Origin of the sequence: Oceaniferula flava (assembly GCF_016811075.1) — a bacterium.
Lineage (GTDB): Bacteria > Verrucomicrobiota > Verrucomicrobiia > Verrucomicrobiales > Akkermansiaceae > Oceaniferula > Oceaniferula flava.
In genome coordinates, this window is record NZ_JAFBGL010000001.1 from 610,865 (window position 1) to 637,710 (window position 26,846).

A 26,846-nucleotide genomic window follows, 5' to 3' on the forward strand; every position below is an offset into this window, starting at 1 on the left:
TCCACGGCATACAGTCACGCAAGACTTAGATGATCATTGACGTGCCATCACACACTCTGCTGGAATTCATCAACATGAGGTGAGCTCCCGTGCTCGACACCACCTCTCAAATAATATGATGATACGAATCGGTTTTTTAATCACCGCCCTGCTATGTGCATGGATTCAGGCAGAGGATCAATACGGCACATATGAGCTGGGTGAGGGCAACGAAATTGTCGTCACCGATGGCGTGATCATCAGGGAGGTTCCCGTTGGAAAAGGCAAACGGCCGATGATCGCAGTGGGCACGAAGGCTGGTTATAACTACATGTATGATCCGAACGATCGGTCGATGGAGGGGATTTGGACAGGGCACTTTGGTCGCCAAGATCCCGCTGGCCAGTTCGAGCCGATGAACCAGAAAATGAAGTCGTTTCACCTCAAACGACTGCCGTGGATCTTCTCCGAGCCACTGCGCTTGAAGATGAAGCTCAAGCAGGACCACAAGTGGGTCGGGGTGGAAGTGGTCGATGGCAAGGTGTATTTCAAAACCATCCTCACCGAGGCGATCACCGGCATGCGCTGGGAAATTAAAGAGCACCTCGAATACATCTCGGAACTCGAGCAAAATATTCACTTCGACATCAAGGCGAATAAGAAGACCAAGGAGAACCTGAACTACAAACTGACTCAGGTGCCATTCCGCCGACTATCCACCAATGGGAAGCAGAACCAGCGCAACGGACTGAAAAACCTCTTTCCCAACCAGGAGAAGTTCACCATTTCCTTCCTGCGCCGGGGAGAGAAGGTGACCATCCCCAATGGTTACACGGTGGAAAAAGTCGACCTCCCCAAGGTGCGCCGACCGTTCTTGTTTGAGCCGACTGATATTGCCTTTGCCGACGATGGTTCCGCGTATATCTCAACACGCACCGGAGCCGTTTGGAAAAATAAGGATGGTAAATGGATCCTCTTCGCCGATGGCCTTCAGGAGGTCAATGGCGTGCTCATCGCTCCCGATGGCAAGGGCGTCTACGTGATGCAGAAGCCGGAACTCACCCTGCTCAAGGACACGGATGGGGACGACATCGCGGACGTGTATGTATCAGTGGAAGATCGCTACCGCTACACAGGGAACTACCACGAATTCGTCTACGGCCCGCGCATGGATTCCGAGGGGAATCTGTATTTCTCCACCGGCCTCGCCGCCCGTGGCTACCACCAGGTGAAAGGCGATTTTAAAAAGCCAATGTCCACTTCGCTCGGCTACCGCGGCTGGGTCATGAAGGTCGATAAGGATGGCAATATCACTCCTTACGCCTCCGGATTACGGTCGCCCGCCGGCATTGGCATGAACGATCAGGACGAGCTTTTTGTCACCGATAACCAAGGCGACTGGGTGGCCTCATCTTATCTGGGTCACGTGGAGAAGGACGATTTCCTCGGTCACCCGGCTGCACTCTGGGATCTGCCGGAATACGGTCTTACACCGAGTGTGTTAGATTACAAAACCAGTCCGCAAACGGTGCCATCCGTGCCTGAACTCGATCAGGAAAAGTTCGCCAAAGCCAGAAAGCACCCCGCCGTGTGGCTGTCCCACGGTGATCTCACTAACTCCCCTGGTCATCCGGCCTTTGCACCAGCAGAAGGTTTTGGCCCTTTTGGCGGGCAGGCCTTTATTGCGGACATTGCCCAACGTAATGTGGTGCGTGTGTCCTTGGAAAAAGTAGGTGGAGCCTATCAAGGTGCGGTCTACCCATTTATTCGCCCGCTCAGCAGCGCAGCCTACTCGGCAGGCTTTGATAAGAAGGGAAACCTATGGATTGGTTCCGTCGGTCGCGGTTGGGTTGCCGGTGAGTCTGAGCTTGAGGTGATTCGCTACAAGGAAGGCGAATCGCCCTTCGAGATTCATCATTTTGCGCTCACAAAGGATGGTTTCGATATCGTGCTGACCCAGCCTATGGCTGAGAAGTCACTGGTTGCAGACGCGATCAAGGTCCGCGAATATGATTACAAATATTGGGATGGCTACGGTTCCGAGCCCATGCATGAGGCCCCGGTGCCGGTAAAAAAGGTCAGCGTCTCCGACGATGGTCTTACAGTTTCTATCGAGCTCGATCGCAAAGAGCACTTCATCTATCAGATCGAGCTTCCCAAGCTCAAATCCAAGTCCGGCCTCGTGCTTGAGAACAACTACGGTGTCTACACCCTGAACAAACTCCTTCCATGATTCATCTGCTTACCAACCTGACCCTTATTTCCTCCTGCGTGTCCCTGGCCTATGCCCAGGCCACTGATATCACCGTGCAGGATAAAACGCTGATCCAGCGCTGCCTCATCGATGACGCTCCTTCCACTCGTATGATCGCGGTGGGAAATCCCGGCGGTTTTAACTATGCCTTTGATGCACTGCATTGCGCTCCCGTCTTTGCTTGGAGTGGCGGTTTTTTGGATTTTAAGGGCGAAGTCAATGGTCGTGGTGGTAACCCCAGCAAGGTGCTCGGGGTGAGACAGAGCCTTGGCACGGATACGATTCCATTTCGCGTCAAAAAATCCGACGTCGCTCCGGAGGCGATTAAGTTCCATGGCTACCGTCGCGATGCAGAAACCGGCGAGCCGACATTTACCTACGCGATCGATGGGTTTCCTGTTGAGCAGAAGGTCGATTTCACCACGGCGAACGTGGTCACTCTGAACTTCACCTTTCCCAAACCGAGCGAGAGCAAGAACTACTACCGCGTTGATGTCGCCCAGGTCGACAAGGTGGAGCTGAGCGAAGGGCTTACACTCAGTGGCAAGCAGGTGATCGAATTTCCCGCCGGCGCCACCACTGCGAAGATCACCCTGCACCTCAAACCTGCCAACAAGAAGTTTGTCCGCAAGATCGTCAAACTTTCCGGCGAGCAAATTTACAAGATGCACTGCAACGCCTGCCACTCGCTCGACGGCAGCAAGTTGATCGGCCCCAGTTTCAAGGGCTTCTTCGGCAAGAAACACAACGTTGTGAGAAATGGTCAGGAGCAGCAAGTGCTCGTGGATGCTGCCTACCTGAAGGAATCGATCACCGATCCACAGGCCGCGATTGTCAAAGGTTACGAAGCGGTGCCCATGCCAAGTTTCTCCAAGGTGCTGAGTAAAAGGGAAATTGAGACCTTGGTGAAATACCTCTCGAAGCTCTAAACCCTGCTGCTGGAAGGGGAAATCCGGAGTGTTACCGCTGTGGAGCGATTCCTTAGGGCATGGGTGTCGAAGCGTTGGAATCTCAAATAAGGCCATAATTGGACAGAAATTGATGGATATGCGCTGCCTAATAGGCATCTAACAATGTCGAAATATCCCTTTGCATCACGATTCCGATTCTGGCATAAGCATTAACACTGATACTGTAATCATCCACTATGCGTGTCCCATTCATACTTAAAACTTCCGCCGTGCTTGTGCTCGGGGTCTTGCCTCGTCTAGCCACCGCTGAACCTGAGTCGCTTACGGAGGGGGATCGCATTGCTCTGGATGAACAGCTGCTCAAGATCCAGCAACAGTCACAAGACCGGGTGGGAGGTTTGTATCGGCGCGCGATTCAAGATTACCGCAACGCCATTCAATCGGATGACGCCACCATGAATCTCTACCTTAAATGTTACGAGAAGGTGCGCTACACCGATGAAAAACGCAAAACCCAGGACTTCCGCGAGTGGAAACGCCGCAACAAAGATCGACTGAACTCCGCATCCATGCGCATGGCCCTGCGTCACCAATTGTCGTGGTTGCTGCTGAGTATTGAAGCGGCGCAGCGCGATGGTGAGATCAGTGAGATGGGGCAACGAGCGATGACCCACCTTGACCAGATCTTTAAAAATGCCGAAAGGTTGCAGGAGCACCGCAATGTTCTTAGTCAAAACGCACTCAGCTCGGTGTTTGCTCAAGCGTATGACCTCAATATCAAAGTGAAAGACTGGCCGACGTCCGCCTTGGACATTGGTGGGATTTACAAGCAGGTAATCATGCCGCCACTGCGCAGCAGGGATCGAGTGGGATTGCTCCGCTCGGCCTGGATTCGCCGCATCCAGCACGAAGGGCTGGTGCATGAGAAGTGGGGTAAGCGAGAGGGCACCAGCATCGGGAAAAAAGACGCCATGCTGCCACCCGAGTATGAAAAATTCCTCGCCGAAAACCGTCCGGCACTGCTCTGGCAAATGGAGGTGGACTGCTTTAAAGTAGGCGATGAAAAAGCGGCTGCCGTCAACATGCTCAACCATTTGCAAAAATATCTGTATCACAAAAATGCCCCCGATTGGATCAAGGACTTCCAAGAGTTGATCAATCCGGAGAAGCTGGAAGGTGACGAAGTGGCTGAAAAGTAAGTCAATGAGCACGTATGCTCGAAGTGTCCTCTTCGCTTTGCGGTGGGGATATCTATGTAGGTAAAAGAGCAACCTATTTGCTCGGAAGTTGTTTGCTGACGTATCTGGAGCAATCAACCAATTGTGTGAGTGATGTGATGATTCATCAAGGAGACGCAGCCATGCTGAGAATCACACAGCGAACAAACACCACAAAACATGAACCTACTCAACAAAGCAAATCTGATGCTGCTCTCCGGGGCGCTTCTTACGGGCACAAGTAGTGCTATCACCCTGATCGGCACGGAATTCGACGGCACCAAAAATGGCACTGCCATGAATGGTATCGCATGGACGACCAATGGTGTGACCGCCAGCTCAACCACGATGACTGCAGTCAACGATTTCCAGTCCACAGGCACGGGTGACTTATTCACGACGACAGATGCCAATTCTTTGTTCGCCGTGAATAACAACCTGGGGCACAACAGCGGGCAGGGAACATGGAACACCTCATTTTCATTCACCACGAGTGCGACTGATATCATCGTGCTCAATGATTTCACTCTGGTAAGTGATAACTTCGGGGGCACAGGAGATTTCAATATCACTAGCAATACCACCCTCTGGACCATTGAACTTACCGGTGGCACGGGGGCTGAAACCATCACTACCGAGCACGTCCATGCAGCCGATGATGGAACGGCTCATCCGCTTTCCACCACAGCCTCCTTCGCAGGGGTAACCTTGGATGCGAACACTACCTATACGGTGAAAATTACCGCAGACGGAACCAATGGTGCAGGCTTTCACATCGGTTTGGACAGCATTGCCATGGGAGGCACCGTCTCGACGGTTCCTGAGCCATCATCCGCCTTGCTGCTTGGCCTGGCCGGTTCAGCCTGCCTGATTCTGCGCCGTCGCGTGTAGAGAGACACCCTTTATTTTCAAAGCCAAGACCTTCTTCCGATACGGGAGAAGGTCTTTTTTTGTGTGCTTGTTGTGGGTTGGCGGGATTCGCTGAGCACGTTCACCTCGCTGCTGATGGGGCTTTGTCTGGGCTCCACGTTCCAGCACAAAAAAAATCCCGCGCCCTTGCTCAACCTAAAGTGGCTGGCGGGACGCGGGATGGAGAGGGGGCGTTGGCGAATTAGCGGCCTACGTTTGAGGCGGCTTCGTGCGACTCTTCGGCGGCTTCCAGTTCGGCGCGTTCTTTGGGGATCACGCGGATGAATTTCTTCACGGACTTTTCCCAGTTATCCAAGATTCGCTGAGCACGGGCACTGCCGGTGAGTTCAACGTGTTTTTCAACCAGACGTTTGACCTCGGCGATGTCCTGCTCACGCCGGATGGGGAGGGGGGCCACCATCTCGGTGTTGATGCGCGATTGGAAACGGCCGTCTTTATCGTAAACAAAGGCGGTGCCTCCGGACATACCGGCTCCGAAGTTCTTGCCAGTGAGGCCGAGGATAAGCACCAGACCGTTGGTCATGTATTCACAGCCGTGGTCGCCGACGCCTTCACAGACGGCGGTGCCACCGGAGTTACGAACGCAGAAGCGCTCTCCGGCACGACCATTGATGTAGAGCTCACCACCAGTGGCTCCATACATGCAGGTGTTACCTGCCAGGGAGTTGTCAGCAGGTTCGAACTGAACGTTGTCTTCCGGCTGCACCACGATGCGGCCACCAGCCATGCCTTTACCGACGTAGTCGTTAGCTTCGCCGATGGCATTGATGTTGATGCCGCCACAGAGGAAGGTGCCCAGCGATTGTCCGGCGGAGCCGCGGAAGGTCAGGTTGATTGTGCCGTTTGGCAGGCCATGGTTGCCGTGCACTTCGGCAATGCGTCCGGAGAGGCGGGTGCCGAGGTTGCGGTCGGTATTGACCACCTTGTATTCAAGGTTCACCGGCTGACGATCCATGAGATCGGCAAAGTCCTCGCTGCCGATGCTGCTCTTGACGTCTTCGATGATCTGTAGGTCGAGCGCTGGCTTTTGGATACCATCGTTGCGATCCTGTTGGCAAATGCGAGCCACGTCCTTGGGATCGCACTCCAGCGTCTTGGCCACGGCAGGAGCGATGTCCTTGAGCACGGGGCTGAGGTCGATGGAGTTTGCCTTTGGATGGTCTGGGACCTCGCGCTGACGCAGGAACTCGGGGCGGCCAATCAGCTCGTCCAAGGTTTTGACACCGAGGCCTGCCATGATCTTGCGTGCTTCGTCGGCGACTGCGTAGAAGTATTTCACCACCATTTCCGGAGTGCCGTTGAACTTGGCGCGCCATTTGGGATCGGTGGTGGCAACACCTACCGGGCAGTTGTTCAGGTGACAGCGGCGGACGTAGACACAGCCCATGGCAATCATCGCCATGGTGCCGAAGTTGTATTCCTCCGCGCCGAGGATGGCGGCGGTGATGATATCGCGTCCGTTTTTCATGCCACCATCGGTGCGCAGTGTAACTCGCGAGCGCAGGTTGTTCAGCACCAGAGTCTGCTGAGCCTCGGAAAGGCCCATTTCCCATGGCAGGCCGGCGTGTTTGGTGGAGGACAGCGGTGAGGCTGCGGTTCCGCCGTCGTGACCGGAGATCAGGATGACATCGGCATCGGCCTTGGCCACACCGGCGGCCACGGTGCCGACACCGGCTTCTGCCACCAGCTTGACGGTGACTTTGGCACGTGGGTTGATTTCCTTCAGGTCGTGGATCAGCTGGGCCAGATCCTCGATGGAGTAAATATCGTGGTGCGGCGGTGGTGAGATCAGCTGCACACCCGGCTGGGTGTTGCGCAGGCGGGCGATGATGCCATTCACCTTGTGACCGGGAAGCTGGCCACCTTCACCGGGCTTCGCTCCTTGGGCCATCTTGATTTCCAGCTCATCGGCATTGACCAGATAGTGCGCGGAAACGCCGAAACGTCCGGATGCGATCTGCTTGATTCGGGAGCGTGCCCAGTCGCCATTTGGATAAGGTTGGAAACGACGAGGGTCCTCGCCGCCTTCACCGGAGTCCGACTTGGCACCGATGCGGTTCATGGCAATGGCCAAAGTTTCGTGGGCTTCCGGTGACAGCGCCCCCATGGACATGGCGGCGGTGGTGAAGCGGCGCACGATGTTCTCGCGGGGCTCTACTTCTTCGAGTGGCACAGCACCATCGCTGGACGGCACAAATTCAAAGAGGTCCTTGATGGTGACCGGATGCGTTTCCAGGGAGGCTTTGACGTAGTCATCGTAGTCCTCCTGCTTACCGTCCTTGAGGTAGGTGTGGAAGTTCTTGATCACCTCGGTGGTGATGGCGTGACGTTCGCCCTGCTTGCGGTAGCGGTAGTAGCCAGGATCGCCCAAGGGCAGTGGCTTGCCTTTGCTGATGAGCACGCGCAGCTCGTCGAGCTCTTCGCTGTCGTCCAAGACATCGGCGAAGGCCGCTTTGTGACGGATGATGGATTCCTCGGCGATTTCTTTGAAGCCGATGCCGCTGAGGCGTGACGGAGCGCCGGTAAAACAGACATCCATGACTTCTTTGCCAATGCCGATGGCCTCGAAAATCTGCGCTCCCTGATAGGAGTTCAGCACGGAGATACCCATCTTGGACATGATCTTGAGCAGGCCTTTTTCCAGTGCCTTGCGGTAGTTGCTCATCGCCTTGCTCTCGGAGATGCCGTCGCCAATTTTGCCTTTGGTGTCGTTGCGCACGATGTCGCGGACGGTGGCGTAGCCGAGGTATGGGCAGACGGCGGTGGCGCCGAAGCCGAACAGGCAGGCGATTTGGTGGGTATCGCGGGCTTCACCGCACTCGACCACCAAGGAGCAGCGAAGACGCTTGCGCACGCGGTTCAAGTGGTGGTGCACGGCACCGGTGATCAGCATGGCGGGCAGAGGCACGCGCTCGGCGGATGCGGCGCGGTCGGAAAGGATGAGCACGTTGATGTTTTCATCCACGGTGGCCTCAGCTTCCATGCAGACTCGTTTCACGGCGTCTTCCATGCCGGCTGCTCCGGTGGAGGCGTCCCAGGTGATGTCGATCACGCGGTTCGGGAAGCCATGTTCCTCCATGTCTTTGATCCGGTGCATTTCCTGCTCGAGCAGGATGGCGGAGTCGAGATTCAGCACGCGGGCGTGTTCCGGAGTTTCGGCTAACAGGTTACACTCGGCACCGAGACCGGCGGCGAGCGTCATCACGGAGCGCTCGCGGATCGGATCGATCGGTGGGTTGGTCACCTGGGCGAAGAGCTGCTTGAAGTAAGTCGGCAGGAGACGTGGGTAGCTGGAAAGCACGGCCAGTGGGATGTCGTCACCCATGGAGAAAACCGCTTCCTGAGCGCCTTTGATCATCGGCGGGAAGACCATGTCGAGTTCCTCGGTGTTGATCGCATGCATGATCTGCATGCGTGAGAGGTCGACGGGGTCGATTTCCACGGCGGGAGTTTGAGGGTCCGGGGAGATGAAATCGTGGAGTTCCAGACGGTTTTCATCGATCCAGCGACGGTAGGGGGCTTTTTTCGCCAGACCTTCCTTGATTTCACGGTCGAACTTCAGCTCTCCAGTGCTGAGGTCAGCGCTGAGCATCTGTCCGGGTCCGAGACGGCCGGTGCGGATCACCTTGCTGCTGTCGATCTGCACGGCACCGATTTCGGAACCGATGTAAAGCAGGCCGTCTTCGGTGAGTTTGAAGCGCGACGGGCGAAGGCCATTTCGATCGAGCGAGGCGCAGAGTTTGTTGCCATCGGTGTAGACCAGGCCGGCAGGGCCGTCCCATGGCTCGGCGAACGAGCGGTGATACTGATAGAAGGCGCGCAGGTCATCGGAGATGTCGGCATCGTCGCGGAAGGCGGGGGGAACCAGCATGCACATCGAGTGCTCCAGCGAGCGGCCGGAGAGGGTGAGTAGCTCCAGCGCGTGGTCGAGGCTGGCGGAGTCACTTTCGTCTTCGCGGAGAACATTCTTCAGCAGCTCGACATCTTCGCCCCAGATTTCGGATTCGAAGAATTCCTCACGGGAGGCCATCCAGTTGCGGTTGCCGCGCACGGTGTTGATTTCCCCGTTGTGGCACATCATGCGGAATGGCTGACCGAGCGGCCAAGCGGGGAATGTGTTGGTGGAGAAACGTTGGTGGTAAAGACAGATGGCGGTCTCGAACTCAGGATTCTGGAGATCGAGGTAGAAGGCCTTGAGGGTGGCTGGCATGGCCAGGCCCTTGTAAGAGATCAATCGACTGGAAAAGGAGGGGATGTAGAAGTTTTCAATCGTCTTGGTATCGCGCTCGATGCTGCGGCGGCAGAGGTAGAGCTGACGCTCAAAGTGATCGGCGTCCCAGCCCTCGGGTTTTTCCATCAGCAGGTGGAGGATCTGCGGGCGGGTTTTCTGCGCCAGCTTGCCCAGCTCTTCAGGAGCCACGGGAGCCTCGCGCCAGCCAATCAGGGAGATTCCGCGGGCCGCGATAGTTTTGGCCGTCAGCTGCTTGATTTCTTCCTGCGCAGCTTGGTCGTCGAAGGGGAGGAAGAATACGCCCACCGCCAGATCGGTATCGTCTTTCAGCTCGGTGCCGAATTCAGCGGCAGCCTTGCGGAAAATCGGGTAGGGGATCTGGCTGAGGATGCCTGAGCCGTCGCCGGTTTTCATATCAGCGTCAACAGCTCCGCGGTGCGTCATGTTACATACGGACTCGATCGCCAAATCGACGATTTGATATGAGCGCTTGCCGTGGATGTTGGCAATCGCGCCCATGCCGCAGTTATCTCTCTCGGTGGAGAAACTGTGCATGGATCCGGTGCTGTCTGGTGTGTTGTTGTGATATGGGAATGACATGATGAGAAAAACTGATTCGTTGAAAATGAGGGGCTTGTCTTCAGGGTGGAAGTCGAAGCTCGTCATCGGGCGATTCGGCGGCAGAGCAATTAAGCCCTTAGCAGGTCGCTTGCCAAGTGCGAAGTCTGTCAGGACAAAGGCGGAGCGAGGGGGCTGAAATGGTTAGATTTTGCCGGACAGAAGCACGATAGCCGAGATTCCGATGGTGACTAGATAGAGGATCAGCATGATGAGGATCATGATTCCCATTTGAGTCCAGAACGTTCGCTGGTGGGCGATCGCTTGCTCGAGATCCTCGATGCGATGGCTGATGTTGAGCCGGGTGATCGAGCGCTCGTATCTCGAGAGTCTGAGAGAGGGGATGATGAACAGCACTGCCAGCACCAGGTAGAAGGAAGCCAGCAGGATGATTGAGAGCAGAGGAAAGCTGCCCAGCATCTTGCGCGCGGTCATCGCCGCGATAATCAGGATGAACCCTGCTGTGATATAACCGGCTAAGCTACAGAATTTCACCCAAGGGCGGGTATGACGCAGGTGCTCTACCACCAGTGCGGGAGCCTCGCCGGGCTGCTGTGGGGCGGAGTCATGCCACTCCTCGATCTCGGGAGACTCCAAGGGTGGGCGGTAGGGATCTTCGTTCACGGGCCAGATTCTAATCTCTTAAAACAAATTTTGGCACTTCCAAGTTACGAAAAAGAACGATAGTTCGGTGCTCGTCACCGCGATGACTTGAAGTTATCCAGTGGTCATTAGCAAAAAATGAGTAGTGAGGAATTCCAGGCCGTGGAGAGTGGCGACGGGCTATCGGTGATCGATGAGCCCCCGGCCGTTGCTGTGCCGATGGAGTTAGGTGGGAAGCTTGCCGGCCTCTCACTACCTCGGCAGGTGCTGGCTCTTGCGCTGTGGCCATTTTTACAAAACCTGATGGGCGTGGGTGTCGGTTTCGCAGACATGATGATCGCGGGCCGGATGGAAAGTGGCGAAGCCAGTGAGGCAGTCATGGATATGATGGGAGCAGGCATGTATCTTATGTGGCTGCTGATGATTCTTCAAGGGGCGATGGCGACTGGTGCGATGGCCTTGGTGTCACGTGCCACCGGCGCACGTGATATTAAATCGGCCAACCTTGCCCTGGGGCAGTCGCTGCTACTGGGAGTGGTCTCCGGTTTCCTCAGTGGGGTGCTGATCTGGCTGGTGGTTCCTCACATGGGGCGTTTCTTCGGTCTGAGTGACTTGGCTCAGGAATATGTGGTGGATTACATGCGCATCGGAGCTCTGTTGGCTCCGTTCAGTGGTGTGATGTTTGTCGCCAGCAGTTGCCTGCGAGCTTATGGCGATACGGTGAAGCCCTTTATGGCGATGCTGTTAGTCAATGTGATCAACGTTGGTGTCAGCCTCTATTTTGTTTATGAACTCGGCTGGGGCGTGCAAGGCCTTGCCGGCGGCACGGTGATCGGCTGGGCCTGCGGCGCGGCGATGATTCTCTGGTTCCTGCGCCCCGGTGGTGGACTGAGTCAGCGCCAATCCAAGAAAAGCGCAAATTCATTGGACCCACTGGTGCTGCGCTTGGAAAACATGCGCTACGATATGCCAATGCTGCGCCGAATCTGGCGGATTAGCTGGCCGTCGATGATCGAAATCATCGGTATGTGGTCGGTGCATGCCGTGGGGGTCTATTTTATCGGCTCGATGAAAGCGGGCACCATTGGGGCACATGCGATGGTGGTTCGTCTGGAGTCGGTGAGTTTCATGCCGGGGTTCGCCATTGGCATGGCGGCGAGCACACTCACCGGTCAGTATCTCGGCGCCAAGGATCCGGAAATGGCGAAAAAGGCAGTGCGTTTCTGCTGGGTTCTGGCCGTGGTGACCATGGGAGGTGCTGGCGTTTTGATCTCCGTGTTTAATACCGAATTCCTCGCATTGTTCGGCGATCCGTCGTCGGCCCAATTCCAGATGGCGGCACCGGTTATTCGCTTTGTTGGTCTGATGCAGGTGCTGACGGCCTCGATGATGGTGATGAAAATGTCGATGCGTGGTGCGGGGGATACGCGCACGGTGACGATCTATTCATTCACCTCCATGGGCTTGATCCGGGTGGGAGTGCTCTGGTGGGTCATCCGGAATTACGACATCGACCTGATGGGGATTTGGCAGGTGATGATCTGTGATGTGCTGCTGCAAAGTGCAATCTTCGTCTGGCTCCACTTCCGCGGCCGCTGGCTGACAAGGGAGGTGTAATTAGTAAGCTATTTCTGGAGCAGGCGACGCCAGCGTGAGCGTTTCCTTTTTTTCGAAAAACCGGGGATTCCCGTTTTGATTCGGCTGAAGGAGGTGGCGTCGGTGGTGAGAAAGTCTGGAGGGCTGGCTTGCTCGAGATCGCGGATCGCTTTTTCGAACTGTTGACCGACCTCGGCGCTGATCGTCCGAGTTGCGGCGTCGATGATTTTGGTGACCGTCTCATCGTCGCACAGTTCCGGCAGTGGTTTCGCCGGAGCATAGGCAGCCCCCTGATCCAACATTTCATCATAGAGGTCGGCCAAGATCAGCACGAGGTAATCGCGGTCATCCGAGGTTAGAGGATTGACGCCCTTCATGGATGAGTAGTTGTGCACCAAGGTTTCAATATCAGCACCCACGATGGCACGGAGGTATTGCCGTTTCTCGGGAGTCATCCCTAATTTGTCGCCAAAACTGCCGTAAAGATAGGCCGAGTGTAACATGCCGGCAACCACCATGTCAGGGCGCTCGCCCCAGTGCGCGAGCACGCTGGCGGTGCCGATCAAATGGCAAACGAAAGGCTTTTGGTTGGGGCGATAGGCATTGGCAAAGAGCTTTTGCGAAACATCGTAAGCGGCCCTCACGGTGGTGAGATCGGCATCGCTCCAACGGGCTTCCCTAAGCTGATTGTATAGCTGCAGATTCGTTTGTGCGACGTTCATGTTTAGGCGGGGTATTTAAAGCGATTCCAGCGATGCTCCAAGGGACTGAAGATTTTCTTCTCGTAGAACCGTCCGACTTTTTTGCCAAACATTTTGCGAACCTTACGAATACTCCCACAGGCGTATCGGCGGTGCATCCGAAGCCACTTCAGACCCGGGTTCTTCTTTTTGGGGTGGGGATCCAGACCCCATTTTTGATCGAAGTGTTCTTGGTTGGCGCTGATCTTTGCCTCGCTCCATCGGGAGAAGAAGAAATCACGATCTTCGCGTGTCAATTTCGAGGGGGGCACATAGGTGATTTTAGAAGCCGGCTCGAGCCAGATCTCATATCCATGTTGGGTGGCTGTCATGGAAATATCGCCATGCTCAGCGTGGCAGACCAAGCCATCGTCAAAGCCTCCAATTTTCGTTAGAAAATCCATGCGAACCAGCACCGTGTGAAATTCAATCAACTCCGTGGTCTTCCGCACGAGTTCGGACTCCAATTTTTCGACAGGGAGGTGTTGGCAGTCGTGATGTTCGTAGTAGGCCAGTCGGTCATGTTTATTGCGTTTGATGCCACAGACACCGCCATACATATGGATTTTTGAGCATTCCGGGAGGTGCTCATAATAAGTGGGGCCTACGAGCCCAGCCTTTGTCTCTTCGGCACATTGTACCAGCGCAGACAGCCAGTCCTTGCTCACCAAGACGTCATTGTCCACGAACACCATGTAATCTGTGTCGGTGTTTTTCTTGGCCCAATCATAGGCCATGTTACGTGCACGGTTCGGGGTTAAGTAGGACTCGGTGCGGATGAGAGTAAAGCCTTTCTCTTTGGAGAACTTTTCCAGAAACGACTTTGTTTTTGAGTCGGAATTGCCATCGATACAGACTAGGTCAAATGGCGTATCGGTGATCTCATAAAGCCTTCTCAGGCTTTTTTCGGTGGTGCTAAAGACCTCTCTGGGGACAAAGGCGACAACGGGGCAATCACTGGGCATGCGGTTAGGTTATGGTATAAAATTCCATTTAGTCAGCTAAAAAACTTGCCTAAGCCAAATTCAAGTCATGAGGTGTCGGCGTTGAGAAACTAGTGATGCTTATTTTAACGCAATAAGCTGCGATGTCCTAAGCTTCTCTTCGCCTCGATCCCACCTTCACCGATTCAACTTTGTCATGGAACAACCCCTCGTGAGCATCGTGATTCCCTGCTACAATGCAGCGACCTATCTCGAAGCGTGTTTGCAAAGCCTCTACGCGCAAACCTACCCTCATTTGGAAATCATTTTGATCGACGACGGTTCGAGCGATGGCACCTTGGAAATCATCAAGCAGCAAGGTGACCGCGTTCTCTACCGCACTGGTCCGAACCAAGGGGCGAATGCTGCGCGCAACACCGGCATGGATATGGCACGGGGAAAATATCTGAAGTTCTTCGATGCTGATGATATCATGTTGCGTGACGCCATCGCTATGCAGGTGGATGGCATGGAGAAGTTGCAGCCTCATCAATTTATCTATGGTGATGTGGTAGACCTCGACAGCAAGAAGCCGGTTTTTGACAATATTTTTACCTCTTCAGAGGTCACGCGGGATGAAATGATTTATCAGCTATTTGAAGGGAATATCCTGACTGGCTGCCCCCTTCATCAACGGCAGTTTATCGTTGATCATGGTCTGCGTTTCGAAGAGTGTTTGTTATCGGCGCAGGAGTGGGATTTTCATCTTCAAATTGCACTCGCTGGTGGGATCTTTGTGCATCAAGACACACTGATTTATTATTATCGTGATCATGATGAGCCCGACCGCATCAATCAGGTGATGAAGCAGCGTGAAGTAAAACTCAGGGAATTCTGTCTGCGTTACGAGGTAGCATGTCCCAAAATCATTGCTGGATACGCCAATCAAGTGATGTATCCACCGATAAAAACGATCATCCGTAATCGTCTCGCTAAGATAGAAGCCAAACTTGTTCGGGCGAAGCAACAAGATGAAGCGTTGAACGTGCGTGAGATTCGCAAGGACCTGGACCCGCTGTGGCGCGTTCTATTGATGGATCTTCGCTATATTTGTCGACGACATTTCAAATGATCAGGTGTCAGACTTTCATCGCAATCTCGGATGTTTGGGCCAATTCCACAGCATCCAAACAGGGCGGAAATGAAGACTTTGATTTTTTTGCAAAAACAACGTTGCAATACTCTGGGGAACCTGCTTCATTCCGCCCGTCTTCAGTGCGCGCGTGGCGGAATTGGTAGACGCGCATGATTCAGGTTCATGTGTCCGCAAGGACGTGGAGGTTCGATTCCTCTCGCGCGCACCATTGAAGATCATCGATAATAGGCCCTCGTCAGTGACGAGGGCTTTTTCGTTTTAACGGTGGCGTTACCATCGACCGATAATGGCTGATAGGCTGATCTCGCTTTTTTCGCCCGCCTTGACAAATGACATCCCCACGGAGGTGTGCGGGAGATTGGCGGTGAGGAAGGGGGAGCCGGTGAATTGACCGGTAGCGGCGGTGATGGTGCCGGAGCGCACATAGCCGCCGTAGGGATCGACGTAGCGGATTTTAAACGACTGAGCTTCCGGCGGGAGTTTGCTTGGGATTTCTGTGACCACGACAAAGTGGGCACGGATAGGCCACCAAGATCGGCCGCCGATGGCTGCGCTGTAGCGGTAGGCGTAACGGCGTAGGCTGATGATGGGAGGCAGTCCTTTTTTCAGCGACTTCGCCATGCGTGCGTGGCTGCGTTTCAGGAGCTCTCGGCGGCTTTCTTTTTTATCGAGGGTCAGGACCTCGTATTTGATTTTGGGAAGAAAATGTCCGCTGCGCATTTCATTCGCCATGTCGGTGAGATCGAGTAGGTTGATCCCTTGCTTCACGTTCCAGCGCTTCAGTCCCTCGATATGTTTGGAGGGGCGATTGCCCCAAGCGGCAATGACGTAGCGGATGCGACTCCGGCTGTTATTTCCCGGCACGGCCTGGTAGGCTTTCTGCCATTTTTCATCGCCGTATTGAAAGGCGTTCAGTAGCGATGCAGGGCCGCAGGCGTTGCCGTAAGCCCTGCGCTGATTGATGGGCTCGGCCTTTTCGTTAGGAGCCTTGAGCAAGTGCTGCGCAGGCAGAGACGAGGGGAGCCAACAAGAGAGCGCAAGGATGGAGATGAGGGTCCGCAGCGGCAACAGCATGACCTAATCAAAGCGCAAAAGCGTGCGCTGGCAACTTATATGTAGAACATCGGGGCCTCGGTGCAGAGTGAATCGAGGTTGATTTCGTTGAGGGCTCCGTCGAGCGACTTGCTGATCGAAGCCCAGGCGTCCTTGATAGATTTTCCTGACTCACCCTCTTCGGAAACGTTGGGGATGAGCATGCCGGGTTCCACCGCCATGGTGATGTGCTGCAGGGTGATCTCGCGCGGCTCTCTGGCCAGCAGGTAGCCGCCAGCTTTACCTCGCTTGCTAATGATTAATCCGGCCCGTTTTAGATCGTTGAGGATTTGCACCAAAAAGTTTGCAGACACGGCTTCACGTTGCGCGAGGTCATCAAGTCGTGTAAGAGTCTGTCCGTCGTGATGCCGAGCGAGTTGAACCATTGCCCGACACGCGTATTCAAGTTTTTGAGAAATCCTCACAAGAGATAATGGAACATAAAAACCAAACCAAGGCCAGTGCCAACGAGTTTAACCTCTGTCATGGCCGATTAAGTCAGGAGGAGCTCGATGAGATTTGGGCGGGAGTCCATGAGGCGGCGGAAAAAATCATCCAAAGCGAGCCGCAGCTACGACACTTACTCACCGATGTGGTGATCTCCAGAAAGTGTATGGCGCGTGGTTTGGCCGCTCGCTTGGCGCGAAAGTTGGCACGCGAAGACATGCAGCGCGATGAGCTTGAGCCGCTTCTCTGCGACATCCTGATCAATAATGGGGCGCTGGTGCGTAGTGCGGCCAGGGATATGCAGGCGATTGTCGACCGTGACCCGGCATGCCAATCAGCGCTTGAACCCTTATTATTCTACAAAGGTTTCCTGGCCATTACGTCCTACCGGATCTCACATCACCTGTGGGGCACGGGCCGCCACGCCTTGGCGCTTTATTTCCAAAGTATTTCCAGCGAAATCTTCGGGGTGGATATTCATCCGGCGGCGCGGATTGGTTGTGGTATTTTGTTAGATCACGCCACCAGTGTGGTGGTGGGGGAGACTTCCATCATCGAGGACGATGTGTCGATTTTGCATGAAGTGACGCTCGGCGGCACCGGCAAGGTCAGTGGCGATCGCCACCCGATCGTGCGCTCAGGTGTGCTGATCGGCGCCGGTTCGAAAATTCTCGGTCGGGTGACCATTGGCACCTGTGCCAAGGTGGGTGCCGGCAGTGTGGTTCTGGAAGATGTGCCTCCCCATAAAACTGTGGCCGGCGTGCCGGCGGTGGTGATGGGTGAGAGCAACGAGGAGAACCCCGCGCTGGGAATGAACCAGAGCCTGTGCGATGGGAATCGGATCTAACCGTCCCTACTCTGCCTCTGCCAAACCGCTGATGCGTCCCTTTTCAAAATCGAAAGGGGTGAGCTCCAGGGTGACTTTGACGCCGGCTTCGAGGTCGGCGTGCAAATGTTGCAGTGCTTTGGGGATGTGACCGATGATTTCCTTGCCGTTGGGCAGGGAAACGAAATAGATGTTAGGCTTGGGCGAGCGAATGATGGTGCCGGTGGTGGTGACTGGAGGATCGAACATGATGGTGATGGGGCGTTGCAATGAGGAGATGGCAGCGGGAGATCGCTGCGGCGATGGGGTGTTAGCCGATGTCCTTCCATTTGACCAGCGAAGCGAGTGGTGCAAATCCATCGTGGTGCCAGAACAATGATGGTTCTTGGCTTTTGCCAAGTGGGCAAATGCGGTGCGCTGGAAGTTCGGCAAGGCGTTCGGCGAGATCTGGATCGAAGGGGTGAAGGGCGATGGTGGATAGGTAGTGGGCTTCGGCACCGAGTGTTTCTGCGGTGCATGGCTCCGGTAGGGGTTTGATATATACACAGCGGTTTAGGCAGGACAACTTGAGTGTGCTGTCGTTTTCCCAGATCACCGTCCAGGCCAAGTCGCCGCTGTGCCAGAGCTCGGTGGTGTCTTCATTAGCGGCCAGGAAACGTGTGGTTTCACGAAGGTTGGCCACGGCTCCGGCTTCGGAGAGACTGAGGGACTCTGCCGGTGTGTGTTGATTGAAGCGTGCCATTTCCTGGGCCAGCAGGGTGGCAAATTTCCGAGCGTCACCCTGAACATAGATGGCGTGCGGCGATAGGCAGCCGCGTTGATTGAATAAGGAGCTGTCTTTGGCGGCCAGAGTGGCGGCCCGCTCAAAATCTTCAGTGACGACGCCGATGGACAGCTTGTGGCCGTGCGGGATGAAGGTTTGGTCGGGGCGGACCTGCTCTTGCACCTGCTGCATAGTCGCGTCTGATCCGATGGCGACAACCACAGTAGCCCGTTGCCAGTGGTTGTCTGTTAGCTCTGTTGTGCTGATCGCCAGCGCTTGCAGTGCATCGGGCAGGCTGCCGATCCAGCGTGTCAGTTCCGGGAGACCGGACGAGGGGAGTTTGATGGTGTTGTGCGATCCTAGCAGCAGTCCTCGCAGCAGATTTTGGAAGGCGGCGTGTGGCGTATTGCCACTGACGATGTGGAGAATGTGAGCGGGAGCAATCGCCCGACTCCGTATCGGTCCGTGAGGGCGAAAGCGATCGAGAGCATCAGCCCGACCCAGCTCCGCAGCAACCCAGTCGCTGAGTGCTGAGCTGTCGATTGGCCCCAGCAGACGAGCCAGATCAGGGTGCCGACAGGCCTGGGCTAACAGTTCGATGCGTTGAGCGGTGGTCATGACGATTGCATGGCGTGGTCGGCCGCGCGCGAACAACCGCGCGGTAGGGCGCTGGGGTCGCGACCGAGGAGTTGAAAAGAGCCCTGATGGGTCGCCACCGCGATATCCTGTGTTTGGATCGCCATGACGGAATGCAAGTTCGCGAGATCGTAAATAGCAAGGTAGCCAGGTTCGCCGGGCGCGGCTTCGTGGCCAGTTCTGGGGTCGATCACCTGGGTTCTGGTCCATGATGGCCCATGGTGGGGCTCGCCGAGTCCACGGGTGTAAAACTGGCTGCTGAGTTCGGTCATGGAATACTCATTGATGATGGATTCGGGGGGCAAACCGAGCTGACGCTGAAACAGCGCGTAGAGATCCTCCTTTTCCATCTGCCGACCAGTGCCCTTGTAGCCGCCGGTTTCCATGGCAAAGCTGCCGGCTGGAAGTGGCAGTCGATGGTTTTCGCACAGATGCAGGAAAGCCAGGGCCGTGCCGAGTATAGCGATGGGGCTTTGTTGGGCGACGGCGCTTTCAATGAGATCGATATCGATCTGCCCGTGATCATCGATTGCCCACAGGACGGAGGCCCCTTCATAGTGTTGCTCAAGAACGCCCATCATATGGCTGAGCGAGGAATGGGGGGCGTTCTCAGGTTTGGGTGTTAGGATGATGACGTTCGCTGGCTCTGGAAGGTCAAGTGTCTTCCACGCGGCAATGATCGAGCTTTCGTAAAGTGTGATTGTTGGAAAAAAATGCTGACCTCTAACGTCTTGGGTGGTGCCCGATGTTAGGAATTTGTGACTGGCTGCATTTGTTGGAAAACAGACTAGTGGGTGGGCTTGGCTTTTAAAAGCATCCGTCGTAATGGCGGGGATCTGTTTCCAGTGGCTCACATTGTCGGGCGAGACTTCCAGTGCCTCGCAGTATCGCTGATACGGGAGATTGTGGCGAAATTGATAGGCAAAGACCTCGCTCGCCACAGAGGAGAAATCCAGTTCATCTGAAACCTGAGCACGCATTAGTGACTGGATTTTAAATTCCAGGTCCTTGGGCTGAGGTGTGAATGTCATGGGCGCGGTATGAAGAAAAAGGACTGTTCTGAATTTGTCTGTGACAATCAAGCCCCGAATCCGACTCAAATATCACGTTAGCAAGCTTGAAGTGGATGATCCCTCTGATAGGCTACTAGTTGATATTCGGTTTAATCCGGAAATCATATAACATCCCAAACACAATAACATGATACAACCACTATTATTACTCGCTGCCAATGATTCCTTTGGTGACAAGTTCAACCAGTTCATGATGAATATTCGTCAGGGCGTTGATACACTTGGCCCAATTGGAGCCATTATTCTGGCCATTTTGGTCTTTGTCGTTGGGCGAATTTTCGCCCGTATGTTGCGCGGACTTATTATCAAGGCTCTCGGTAAAACCGATCTTGATGACAAGCTTGCCAAAATGATTGGTCACGAAAGTGGTGCCGCCAAAGGGATCGCCAATTTCGTTTACTACCTGATACTCCTCTACCTAGCCATCTTTGCGCTGGGTGTGGCTGAGCTCGATGAGATCAGCGGACCTCTCCAAGACATGCTTGGCAAGTTCTTGAACTTCATCCCTAACATTGTCGGTGCCGGAGTTCTGTTGTTCTTCGTTCTCATTGTCGCCAAGGTGGTTAAAAACCTCGCTGCCGGCGTGCTCGATGGTGCGAAACTCGACGAGCGTCTCGGCTCGAAGCCGGGAGAGAAGCCCGTTTCCAGCGCTTTGGTGACTGCTCTCTACTGCTTCATTGTGCTGATGTTCATCCCGTCAGTGTTGCATTTTTTGAACATTGATAGCGTTTCCGAACCCGTGAGTGGGGTGGTCAATAGCATTCTTGGCGTAGTGCCCAACATCATCGTGGCCTGCATCTTGGTGGCTGTTGGGATCCTGATCGGTCAGATTGCTCGTCGCTTGGTGACCAATCTACTCGATGCCGCTGGCGCAAATACTTGGCCGTCCAAGCTTGGTCTTGATGTGCCTCAAGAAGGTAGCCGTTCACTGAGCCACGTGGTGGGGTTGATCGTGATGATCAGCGTTGCCGTGCTACTGATCAGTGCTGCAATCAATGTTCTGGAAATCAGCATTCTCTCCAGCGCCTCGGAGGGCTTTGTCGAAGGATACTTCCGCATCCTTCTGGCCGTGATCATCTTCGGTGTGGGATTGTTGCTATCCAAGTTTGCCTACACGAATTTGGCCGATAAGAACATCACCCTCGCGAAGGCTGCCCGGATTGGTATCCTTGTGCTGACCACCGTAGTGGCTCTCAATCGTGCCAACCTGGCTCCTGAGCTAACCGGGCTGCCTTACGAGTATGCCATTTATGCTCTTGCCACGGCCTTTGGGATTGGTGGAGCCATTGCCATCGGCTTGGGCGGTAAAGATTACGTCGCACGCTGGCTTGAGCGTAAGGGTTAGAACCTAACGAACTTACACGGAGCGGGGGCTCTCACCTGAGGTGTCCCTCCGCTCCGTTTTTTTATTCAGTCATCCGGTGGTGGATTCAAAACCGGAGAGCATCTGCCCCAGCCTGTGCTGTGACATAGATTTATCTGATGCCAAAAGACTAGGACTTGACTTGCTATTATTAAGGGCTGAGAATCTGCGTGCTGCTGGTTTTCCCGCCTCTGATGAAGTAGGGAGATAGCCGATTAGCGAGAGCTGATATCATATTTTTAATAAACTGATTTCCAATAAACCGTATACCATGAAGGACTTAACTAAACTTATCATTCTGCCACTAGGCTTCGTTGCCCTCGTCGGTGCCTGTGCTCCTTATCCACCTTATCCAGGTCAGGAGCCGCAACAGCAGCAGATCCATCCTACGCCTCCTCAGCAGAGTGTGGCCGATGAACAACAGCGCAAGCTTGAAGAGAGCCGCGCTCGCTTGAGACGCGAAGAAGAACGTCGTCAGCAGGAAGCCCAAGCGGCAACTCCTTCGATCAATAACCAAGCCAAACCCAAGCCTAAATACCCAACAGCAGCCGCTGTCCCAGGTAAGCCTGGCTTCGTATTCAACCCCTTCACACACAACATCGTGGATGTGAAAGGCATTGGTTCAGGGAAACTGGTGAAAGATCCGGAAGACTCTGATCCAACACACAAGTTCCGTGTGCCGTAAATAGAACGGGTTTCAACGATGGCGCTATAACCTCTGGCGCCATCAACCTATTTTCAAAGAACCGATGCTGCAATTTAAGCGCGTCGGTTCTTGCATTTAGTCCCCGACGTGGCAGTGATTGCGCGCATGAAACGGATGGCAGTTCTTGGGAGCGGCTTGCTAGGTGGATCGATCGTCCTAGCGGCGCAAAAGCACCGACCCGGACTGAGCGTATGTCTCTGGGGACGGCGCGAAGCGGGTGTCAGCGAGGCGCGTGAACGGGGGATTCACGAAGCGACCACAGACTTGGCCGAAGCCGTGTCCGGAGCCTATGTTATCATTCTAGCCTCTCCGGTGGGGGCGATGTTGGAAATCCTCAAAGCGGCTGCTGAAACCACCTCATTGGAAGGCGTGATTATCAGCGACGTGGGCAGCGTGAAGCTGACTCCTCGCGATACTCTCGAAGACCTGGTCAAGGAGGTGGGGGCTCTTTATATCGGTAGCCATCCGATGGCTGGTTCCGAGCAGGCAGGAGTAGGCGCTGCGACAGAAGATTTATTTCAAGGCGCCGCCTGCGTCATGACCAACGATTTCAACCATCCTGACAGTCAGGTGGAGGCACTGCGATCGATGTGGGAAAGCCTCGGCTGCCGTTGTTACCTGACATCCTCCGAAGACCACGATCGTGTCATGGCGCGAGTCAGTCACCTGCCGCACATTCTGGCCTCCGTGGGTAGTCTGGTAGGATTGAAAAACCCAGACGACGGACTGTTTGCCGGGAATGGTATGCGCGACACCACACGGGTGGCATCCGGGCATCCCGGGATGTGGGCTGAAATTTTACAACGCAACAAGGCGGCTCTCAAGCAACCGCTGGAAGAGACCATCAGCTACTTGCGCGAAATGCTTGCTATGCTCGATGATTCAAGCGATGAACGGGTCATCCGATTTTTGCAGGACGCCAAGACACTGCGCGATGGCCTGGGGCCTCGCCGCCAATCGTCCGACGACTAAGTCCCATGCGGGCGGAAAAAACAAAACCTTCTATATTTATGTCATCCATCAAGGTAAAGCCGATCAAAGATCTTTGGGCCGAATTCGAAGTCCCCGGAGATAAAAGCATCTCTCACCGTGCCGCGATTCTGGCAGGCCTGTCTAACGGCCCTTGCCAGATCGACAACTATCTTCCCAGTGAAGACTGCATCTGCACCCTCAATGCCATGTCAAATCTGGGGGTGGATTATGAAGTGTTGGAAGCAATGGAGGGCTTTGGCCCTACTTCCTTGATCATCCGAGGGAAGAAGATGGATCTCAGCAAGCCTGAGGAAGAAGTCGATTGCGGCAACTCCGGCACCGGCATGCGTCTGCTCGCCGGTCTGCTGGCTGCTCAGCCATTTGAGTCGGTTCTCACCGGAGACGCCTCGCTTTGTTCTCGCCCCATGGGGCGGATCATGAAGCCGCTGGCTGAAATGGGGGCAAGCATTGAAGCGCTCGGCGAGAAGCCTGGCTGCGCACCACTCCGTATCACCGGAGGCAAGCTCAAGGAGATGACTTACGAGATGCCGGTCGCCAGTGCTCAGGTTAAAAGTGCCATTCTGCTTGCCGGTTTGTTTACCGAAGGGAAAACCACGGTGGTGCAGCCCTCGGAAACACGCGACCACACCGAGCGGATGCTGGCGTATTTCCAAGTGCGTTCGGTGCGCGATGGTAATCACATCTCCGTTTACGGCGGGCAGATGCCGGAATCTCGCGATTTCCGCATTCCCGGCGATATTTCATCCGCTGCTTTCTGGATTGTCGCTGCCGCCTGTCTGCCCGGTGCCCATTTGTTGATTAAAAATGTGGGCTTGAACCCCACGCGCACCGCGCTGCTGGACGTGCTGATCCGCATGGGAGCGCAGATCAAAGACGTCGTCCTCTCTGAAGAATACGGTGAGCCTTACGGCAACATCGAGATCACCGGAAAATCTCTGCATGGCACGGAAATCAAACCTGAAGAAGTGCCAAATCTCATCGATGAGGTGCCCATCCTCGCCGTTGCCGGTGCGCTGGCCCAAGGCAAGATGAGCATCCGCAATGCCAAGGAACTGCGGGTCAAGGAAAGCGACCGCATTTCCACCGTTGCCGACAACCTTCGTGCCATGGGTGCCGAGGTGGAGGAATACGAGGATGGAATGGAAATTTCAGGTGGAAAACCACTTCACGGACAGGTTCTGGATAGCTTTGGCGATCACCGGATTGCCATGGCCTTCGCCATCGCGGGTCTTCACGCCAAGGGCGAAACAGAGATCACCAACACCGATTGCATCAACACCTCATACCCTGGTTTCTCCAAACATCTCGAGGCCATCAAGGCTGGGAAATCTCCCAAGTAAGGAGAAGATCTAATATTACAATTTCATGTCCGATAGTTCAAACTTCGCCGTCGCCATCGACGGCCCTGCAGCCTCTGGAAAAAGCACGGTCGCTCGTCGGCTGGCCGAGCGCTTAGGTCTGATTATGATTAACACCGGCGCGATGTATCGTGCCATTGCCTGGGCGACCATCGAGAATGAGGTGGACGCGGCAGATAGTGCTGCGGTGCTTGCCATGTTAGATAAGCTTGAGGTCACCTGCGGAGTGAAGGATGGCACATCCACCATCCTGATCGACGGCACCGACCCAGGCGATGCCCTGCGCGAGGACGCGGTGAATTCCCGTGTCTCCACGGTGGCGGCGATCCCTGAAGTTCGTCATCTGTTAGTGGAGAAACAGCGTGAGTATCTCAAACTGGGTAGCCTGGTGATGGAAGGCCGCGATATCGGTTCGGTGGTTTTCCCCGACACCCCTTACAAAATTTACATCGATGCCTCGGAGGAGGTTCGCTTGGCTCGCCGCTCCGCCGAAGGGCTTACCGATGTGGTGAGCAAGCGCGATGAGGAGGATAGCAAACGTAAAACCTCACCCTTAGTCGTGGCAGAAGGGGCAACGGTCATTGATAGTTCTGAAATGGATATTGATGAGGTTGTGGAAGCCGCTCTGGCGACGCTTCGCACACAGGGAATGAACGATTAAACATTTTGATATAGCTTTATGAAAACGATCTACTGGTTCTGTTACCGTCTTTGGCAGAAGTGCTTTGTGTGCTTTTTTGCTTATCGCGTGATTGGCAAAGAGAAATTGGTCACCGATGGCCCGGTGCTCATCGCATCGAACCATGAAAGCTTCCTCGATCCGCCGCTGGTGGGGATCGCATATGAACAAGAGGTCTACTACCTGGCTCGCAAAACCTTGTTCCGTGGCTTTGGGGCCTGGCTCTATCCTCGACTCAATTCCATCCCGGTGGATCAAGAGCGTCCGGACATGACCAGCCTGAAAACGATCATCAAGCTACTCAGACAGGGGAATCAAGTGGTGGTCTTTCCTGAAGGGGCTCGCACCTTGGACGGCAAGCTCCAGAAAGCTGAAGCAGGAACCGGTTTGATTGTGGCGAAAAGTAAGGCGGTGGTTCAGCCGGTTCGTATTTTCGGCGCCCGCAAAGCGCTTCCACGAGGTTCTAGCAAGATGAATTTCTGCCCGATCACATTGGTCGTGGGCGATCCGATTAGCTTCACCCCGGAAGAGCTCAAGGCCAAGGGACGTGACGATTACCAGAAGATCTCAGATAAGATCATGGCAGAAATTGCCAAATTGGAGATGTAAGCATCTGCAGCGTAGAGATCTGCAGCGTAAGGAAGTGCGATGACCTGAGAGCCTGACGCTCTCGCCTGCGTCGGAATGCCCCCTTCGTGATGCCGTGGCTGTTTCCGTCACTTGATGATCACTAGAAGCGCTCGGTGATCGCTGCCAGTTTCCCAATCGGCAGGGTCTAGGATCTTGCTGTTTTCCTGATCAATGAAGGGGGTGAGGGCTAAGCTGCTCATGCAGAAATCGATGCGCGAGTAAATGTCCTCGCGTTTCCAGTGATGGGTCCAGAGCTCGCCTCGGGAGTCGGCAAGCTCGATCATTTCTAGGCGCTTGCGGCTATTGGCACGGCCCTTGATCGTGTAAACGGATTTGGTCCGTTTGGTGTCGTTGAGATCACCGTAAACCATCAGCATGGCCTTGGGGTCGTCTGTCAGTATGGTATCGATGTGTTTGCGCACAATAGCTGCTTCGTTACGGCGCATCATCTCCTCATCGGCCTCCTTGATGGGGCGTTTCGATTTTAGATGGGCTCCGATGAAACGGACGGTTTTGTTTGGCAGGTGGATGCTGGCATCAAGCACGCCTCGGCTGATCTGAAATGGGTTGCCGGAGAGGGTGTAGCTATCGACTTTTGGTTTGGCGGTGGCAACGATCGGGTATTTTGAAAGGATGGCCAGTGAGCGGACGGTATCGGCTCCCTGTACGAGGTGAGCATGAGGGAGGTCGAGGCCTAGCTTGGCCAAGCGCTGTTGCAGATCGCTAAGGTCTTTCTTACTGCCAATTTCGCAGAGCCCCAAGATATCCGGCTTGCCGTTGACGATGACCTTCAGTACGGCGGAAATTTCCTCTTCCGGCTTTCCTCGTCTGTTCGCCTTGCCGTCGATGTAACGGATCATGGTGAGGTAGTTTCGCAGGTTGTAAGCGAGGAAACGGACATTGCCGCTGGGTTCCGATTCTGTGATGGCGCTTGAATCTGGCTGGTCTGGTTCCTCCGTGCTCACCATCTGGCTTGAGCTCGGAGCGGTTTCAGTCTGATTGTTCCAGTCTTCCGTGGAAGCGGTGGATTTTTCCTCTCCACAGCACGAGAGAAGGAGGCAAAAAAAGGCCCCGAAGATCATCGAGGCGCTTTTGATTGAAATTGGGGGTTGGAGCATGACC

23 protein-coding genes and 1 tRNA gene are annotated in these 26,846 nt (G+C 54.8%); 14 read left to right on the forward strand and 10 right to left on the reverse strand.

From position 1 onward, the window contains the following. The first annotated feature begins 115 nt into the window (after window positions 1-115). The 4 genes from JO972_RS02620 (at window position 116) to JO972_RS02635 (ending at window position 5,252) form a co-directional block, all read left to right on the forward strand. Window positions 116-2,212, forward strand: a complete 2,097-nt coding sequence (locus JO972_RS02620; protein ID WP_309488441.1) for a DUF7133 domain-containing protein — start codon at window positions 116-118, stop codon at window positions 2,210-2,212. Further along, the gene (locus JO972_RS02625) at window positions 2,209-3,162 is read left to right on the forward strand and encodes a cytochrome c (RefSeq protein WP_309488442.1); all 954 of its coding nucleotides are present in this window, start codon (window positions 2,209-2,211) and stop codon (window positions 3,160-3,162) included. The genes JO972_RS02620 and JO972_RS02625 overlap by 4 nt, the downstream gene beginning before the upstream one ends. Before the next feature lie 218 nt (window positions 3,163-3,380). After that, window positions 3,381-4,343, forward strand: coding sequence for a hypothetical protein (locus JO972_RS02630; RefSeq protein ID WP_309488443.1), 963 nt, complete (start codon window positions 3,381-3,383; stop codon window positions 4,341-4,343). Window positions 4,344-4,541: 198 nt separating this feature from the next. Beyond that, entirely contained in the window at window positions 4,542-5,252 is a 711-nt protein-coding gene (locus JO972_RS02635) for a PEP-CTERM sorting domain-containing protein (RefSeq protein WP_309488444.1), read from the forward strand. A gap of 220 nt (window positions 5,253-5,472) precedes the next feature. Here JO972_RS02635 and gltB read toward each other — a convergent pair whose 3' ends face one another. Both gltB and JO972_RS02645 read right to left on the reverse strand, forming a co-directional pair. Next, window positions 5,473-10,122, reverse strand: a complete 4,650-nt coding sequence (gene gltB, locus JO972_RS02640) for a glutamate synthase large subunit (RefSeq protein WP_309488446.1) — start codon at window positions 10,120-10,122, stop codon at window positions 5,473-5,475. 162 nt (window positions 10,123-10,284) lie between these two features. Further along, window positions 10,285-10,764, reverse strand: coding sequence for a hypothetical protein (locus tag JO972_RS02645; RefSeq protein WP_309488447.1), 480 nt, complete (start codon window positions 10,762-10,764; stop codon window positions 10,285-10,287). A gap of 117 nt (window positions 10,765-10,881) precedes the next feature. Between JO972_RS02645 and JO972_RS02650 the strand changes: the two genes are divergently transcribed. Beyond that, on the forward strand, window positions 10,882-12,360 hold the full coding sequence (locus JO972_RS02650) for an MATE family efflux transporter (RefSeq protein ID WP_309488448.1): 1,479 nt from the start codon (window positions 10,882-10,884) through the stop codon (window positions 12,358-12,360). Window positions 12,361-12,368: 8 nt separating this feature from the next. Here JO972_RS02650 and JO972_RS02655 read toward each other — a convergent pair whose 3' ends face one another. Together JO972_RS02655 and JO972_RS02660 are read right to left on the reverse strand one after the other, a co-directional pair. Further along, window positions 12,369-13,061, reverse strand: coding sequence for a DUF6817 domain-containing protein (locus tag JO972_RS02655; RefSeq protein ID WP_309488449.1), 693 nt, complete (start codon window positions 13,059-13,061; stop codon window positions 12,369-12,371). 2 nt (window positions 13,062-13,063) lie between these two features. Then, window positions 13,064-14,044 carry a glycosyltransferase family 2 protein gene (locus tag JO972_RS02660; RefSeq protein WP_309488450.1) on the reverse strand — a complete coding sequence of 327 codons (981 nt, stop codon included), beginning with the start codon at window positions 14,042-14,044 and terminating at the stop codon, window positions 13,064-13,066. Between the two features lie 175 nt (window positions 14,045-14,219). Here JO972_RS02660 and JO972_RS02665 point away from each other — a divergent pair, with 175 nt between their 5' ends. Both JO972_RS02665 and JO972_RS02670 read left to right on the forward strand, forming a co-directional pair. Then, window positions 14,220-15,134 carry a glycosyltransferase family 2 protein gene (locus tag JO972_RS02665; RefSeq protein WP_309488451.1) on the forward strand — a complete coding sequence of 305 codons (915 nt, stop codon included), beginning with the start codon at window positions 14,220-14,222 and terminating at the stop codon, window positions 15,132-15,134. 145 nt (window positions 15,135-15,279) lie between these two features. Continuing rightward, window positions 15,280-15,366, forward strand: a tRNA-Leu gene (locus JO972_RS02670). A gap of 62 nt (window positions 15,367-15,428) precedes the next feature. Here JO972_RS02670 and JO972_RS02675 read toward each other — a convergent pair. Continuing rightward, entirely contained in the window at window positions 15,429-16,232 is an 804-nt protein-coding gene (locus JO972_RS02675) for a hypothetical protein (protein WP_309488452.1), read from the reverse strand. Window positions 16,233-16,267: 35 nt separating this feature from the next. Further along, complete coding sequence (locus JO972_RS02680) at window positions 16,268-16,675, reverse strand: RrF2 family transcriptional regulator (RefSeq protein WP_309488453.1); 408 nt, start codon at window positions 16,673-16,675, stop codon at window positions 16,268-16,270. Between the two features lie 8 nt (window positions 16,676-16,683). Between JO972_RS02680 and cysE the strand changes: the two genes are divergently transcribed. Next, window positions 16,684-17,544, forward strand: coding sequence for a serine O-acetyltransferase (gene cysE, locus JO972_RS02685; protein WP_309488454.1), 861 nt, complete (start codon window positions 16,684-16,686; stop codon window positions 17,542-17,544). 6 nt (window positions 17,545-17,550) lie between these two features. Here cysE and infA read toward each other — a convergent pair whose 3' ends face one another. The 3 genes from infA to JO972_RS02700 all read right to left on the reverse strand — a co-directional run bounded on the left by infA (window position 17,551) and on the right by JO972_RS02700 (window position 19,953). After that, window positions 17,551-17,772 carry a hypothetical protein gene (gene infA, locus JO972_RS02690; RefSeq protein WP_309488455.1) on the reverse strand — a complete coding sequence of 74 codons (222 nt, stop codon included), beginning with the start codon at window positions 17,770-17,772 and terminating at the stop codon, window positions 17,551-17,553. Between the two features lie 61 nt (window positions 17,773-17,833). Then, window positions 17,834-18,904 carry an acyl-CoA reductase gene (locus JO972_RS02695; protein WP_309488456.1) on the reverse strand — a complete coding sequence of 357 codons (1,071 nt, stop codon included), beginning with the start codon at window positions 18,902-18,904 and terminating at the stop codon, window positions 17,834-17,836. Continuing rightward, complete coding sequence (locus JO972_RS02700; protein ID WP_309488457.1) at window positions 18,901-19,953, reverse strand: LuxE/PaaK family acyltransferase; 1,053 nt, start codon at window positions 19,951-19,953, stop codon at window positions 18,901-18,903. Before JO972_RS02700 ends, JO972_RS02695 begins: the two co-directional genes overlap by 4 nt. Before the next feature lie 169 nt (window positions 19,954-20,122). Here JO972_RS02700 and JO972_RS02705 point away from each other — a divergent pair, with 169 nt between their 5' ends. The 6 genes from JO972_RS02705 to JO972_RS02730 all read left to right on the forward strand — a co-directional run bounded on the left by JO972_RS02705 (window position 20,123) and on the right by JO972_RS02730 (window position 25,703). After that, the gene (locus JO972_RS02705) at window positions 20,123-21,340 is read left to right on the forward strand and encodes a mechanosensitive ion channel (RefSeq protein WP_309488458.1); all 1,218 of its coding nucleotides are present in this window, start codon (window positions 20,123-20,125) and stop codon (window positions 21,338-21,340) included. A 289-nt stretch (window positions 21,341-21,629) separates the two neighbouring features. Beyond that, window positions 21,630-22,043, forward strand: coding sequence for a hypothetical protein (locus tag JO972_RS02710; protein ID WP_309488459.1), 414 nt, complete (start codon window positions 21,630-21,632; stop codon window positions 22,041-22,043). 108 nt (window positions 22,044-22,151) lie between these two features. Next, on the forward strand, window positions 22,152-23,036 hold the full coding sequence (locus tag JO972_RS02715) for a prephenate dehydrogenase/arogenate dehydrogenase family protein (protein WP_309488460.1): 885 nt from the start codon (window positions 22,152-22,154) through the stop codon (window positions 23,034-23,036). Window positions 23,037-23,074: 38 nt separating this feature from the next. Next, window positions 23,075-24,397, forward strand: a complete 1,323-nt coding sequence (gene aroA, locus JO972_RS02720; protein WP_309488461.1) for a 3-phosphoshikimate 1-carboxyvinyltransferase — start codon at window positions 23,075-23,077, stop codon at window positions 24,395-24,397. Between the two features lie 25 nt (window positions 24,398-24,422). Next, entirely contained in the window at window positions 24,423-25,076 is a 654-nt protein-coding gene (cmk, locus tag JO972_RS02725; RefSeq protein ID WP_309488462.1) for a (d)CMP kinase, read from the forward strand. 18 nt (window positions 25,077-25,094) lie between these two features. Further along, window positions 25,095-25,703: a lysophospholipid acyltransferase family protein gene (locus JO972_RS02730; protein WP_309488463.1), complete on the forward strand. Its 609-nt coding sequence runs from the start codon at window positions 25,095-25,097 to the stop codon at window positions 25,701-25,703. Window positions 25,704-25,810: 107 nt separating this feature from the next. Here JO972_RS02730 and JO972_RS02735 read toward each other — a convergent pair whose 3' ends face one another. Beyond that, on the reverse strand, window positions 25,811-26,842 hold the full coding sequence (locus JO972_RS02735) for an endonuclease/exonuclease/phosphatase family protein (protein WP_309488464.1): 1,032 nt from the start codon (window positions 26,840-26,842) through the stop codon (window positions 25,811-25,813). Window positions 26,843-26,846 lie beyond the last annotated feature (4 nt).

What these genes read in the sequence shown, in the direction of transcription:
- JO972_RS02730 (WP_309488463.1), top strand. Translation starts at nt 25,095, where the DNA reads ATGAAAACGATCTACTGGTTCTGTTACCGTCTTTGGCAGAAGTGCTTT.
- JO972_RS02635 (WP_309488444.1), top strand. Translation starts at nt 4,542, where the DNA reads ATGAACCTACTCAACAAAGCAAATCTGATGCTGCTCTCCGGGGCGCTT.
- JO972_RS02710 (WP_309488459.1), top strand. Translation starts at nt 21,630, where the DNA reads ATGAAGGACTTAACTAAACTTATCATTCTGCCACTAGGCTTCGTTGCC.
- JO972_RS02655 (WP_309488449.1), bottom strand. Translation starts at nt 13,061, where the DNA reads ATGAACGTCGCACAAACGAATCTGCAGCTATACAATCAGCTTAGGGAA.
- JO972_RS02665 (WP_309488451.1), top strand. Translation starts at nt 14,220, where the DNA reads ATGGAACAACCCCTCGTGAGCATCGTGATTCCCTGCTACAATGCAGCG.
- cysE (WP_309488454.1), top strand. Translation starts at nt 16,684, where the DNA reads ATGGAACATAAAAACCAAACCAAGGCCAGTGCCAACGAGTTTAACCTC.
- JO972_RS02620 (WP_309488441.1), top strand. Translation starts at nt 116, where the DNA reads ATGATGATACGAATCGGTTTTTTAATCACCGCCCTGCTATGTGCATGG.
- cmk (WP_309488462.1), top strand. Translation starts at nt 24,423, where the DNA reads ATGTCCGATAGTTCAAACTTCGCCGTCGCCATCGACGGCCCTGCAGCC.
- aroA (WP_309488461.1), top strand. Translation starts at nt 23,075, where the DNA reads ATGTCATCCATCAAGGTAAAGCCGATCAAAGATCTTTGGGCCGAATTC.
- JO972_RS02660 (WP_309488450.1), bottom strand. Translation starts at nt 14,044, where the DNA reads ATGCCCAGTGATTGCCCCGTTGTCGCCTTTGTCCCCAGAGAGGTCTTT.
- JO972_RS02695 (WP_309488456.1), bottom strand. Translation starts at nt 18,904, where the DNA reads ATGACCACCGCTCAACGCATCGAACTGTTAGCCCAGGCCTGTCGGCAC.
- JO972_RS02625 (WP_309488442.1), top strand. Translation starts at nt 2,209, where the DNA reads ATGATTCATCTGCTTACCAACCTGACCCTTATTTCCTCCTGCGTGTCC.
- JO972_RS02675 (WP_309488452.1), bottom strand. Translation starts at nt 16,232, where the DNA reads ATGCTGTTGCCGCTGCGGACCCTCATCTCCATCCTTGCGCTCTCTTGT.
- JO972_RS02700 (WP_309488457.1), bottom strand. Translation starts at nt 19,953, where the DNA reads ATGACATTCACACCTCAGCCCAAGGACCTGGAATTTAAAATCCAGTCA.
- infA (WP_309488455.1), bottom strand. Translation starts at nt 17,772, where the DNA reads ATGTTCGATCCTCCAGTCACCACCACCGGCACCATCATTCGCTCGCCC.
- JO972_RS02735 (WP_309488464.1), bottom strand. Translation starts at nt 26,842, where the DNA reads ATGCTCCAACCCCCAATTTCAATCAAAAGCGCCTCGATGATCTTCGGG.
- JO972_RS02705 (WP_309488458.1), top strand. Translation starts at nt 20,123, where the DNA reads ATGATACAACCACTATTATTACTCGCTGCCAATGATTCCTTTGGTGAC.
- JO972_RS02630 (WP_309488443.1), top strand. Translation starts at nt 3,381, where the DNA reads ATGCGTGTCCCATTCATACTTAAAACTTCCGCCGTGCTTGTGCTCGGG.
- gltB (WP_309488446.1), bottom strand. Translation starts at nt 10,122, where the DNA reads ATGTCATTCCCATATCACAACAACACACCAGACAGCACCGGATCCATG.
- JO972_RS02650 (WP_309488448.1), top strand. Translation starts at nt 10,882, where the DNA reads ATGAGTAGTGAGGAATTCCAGGCCGTGGAGAGTGGCGACGGGCTATCG.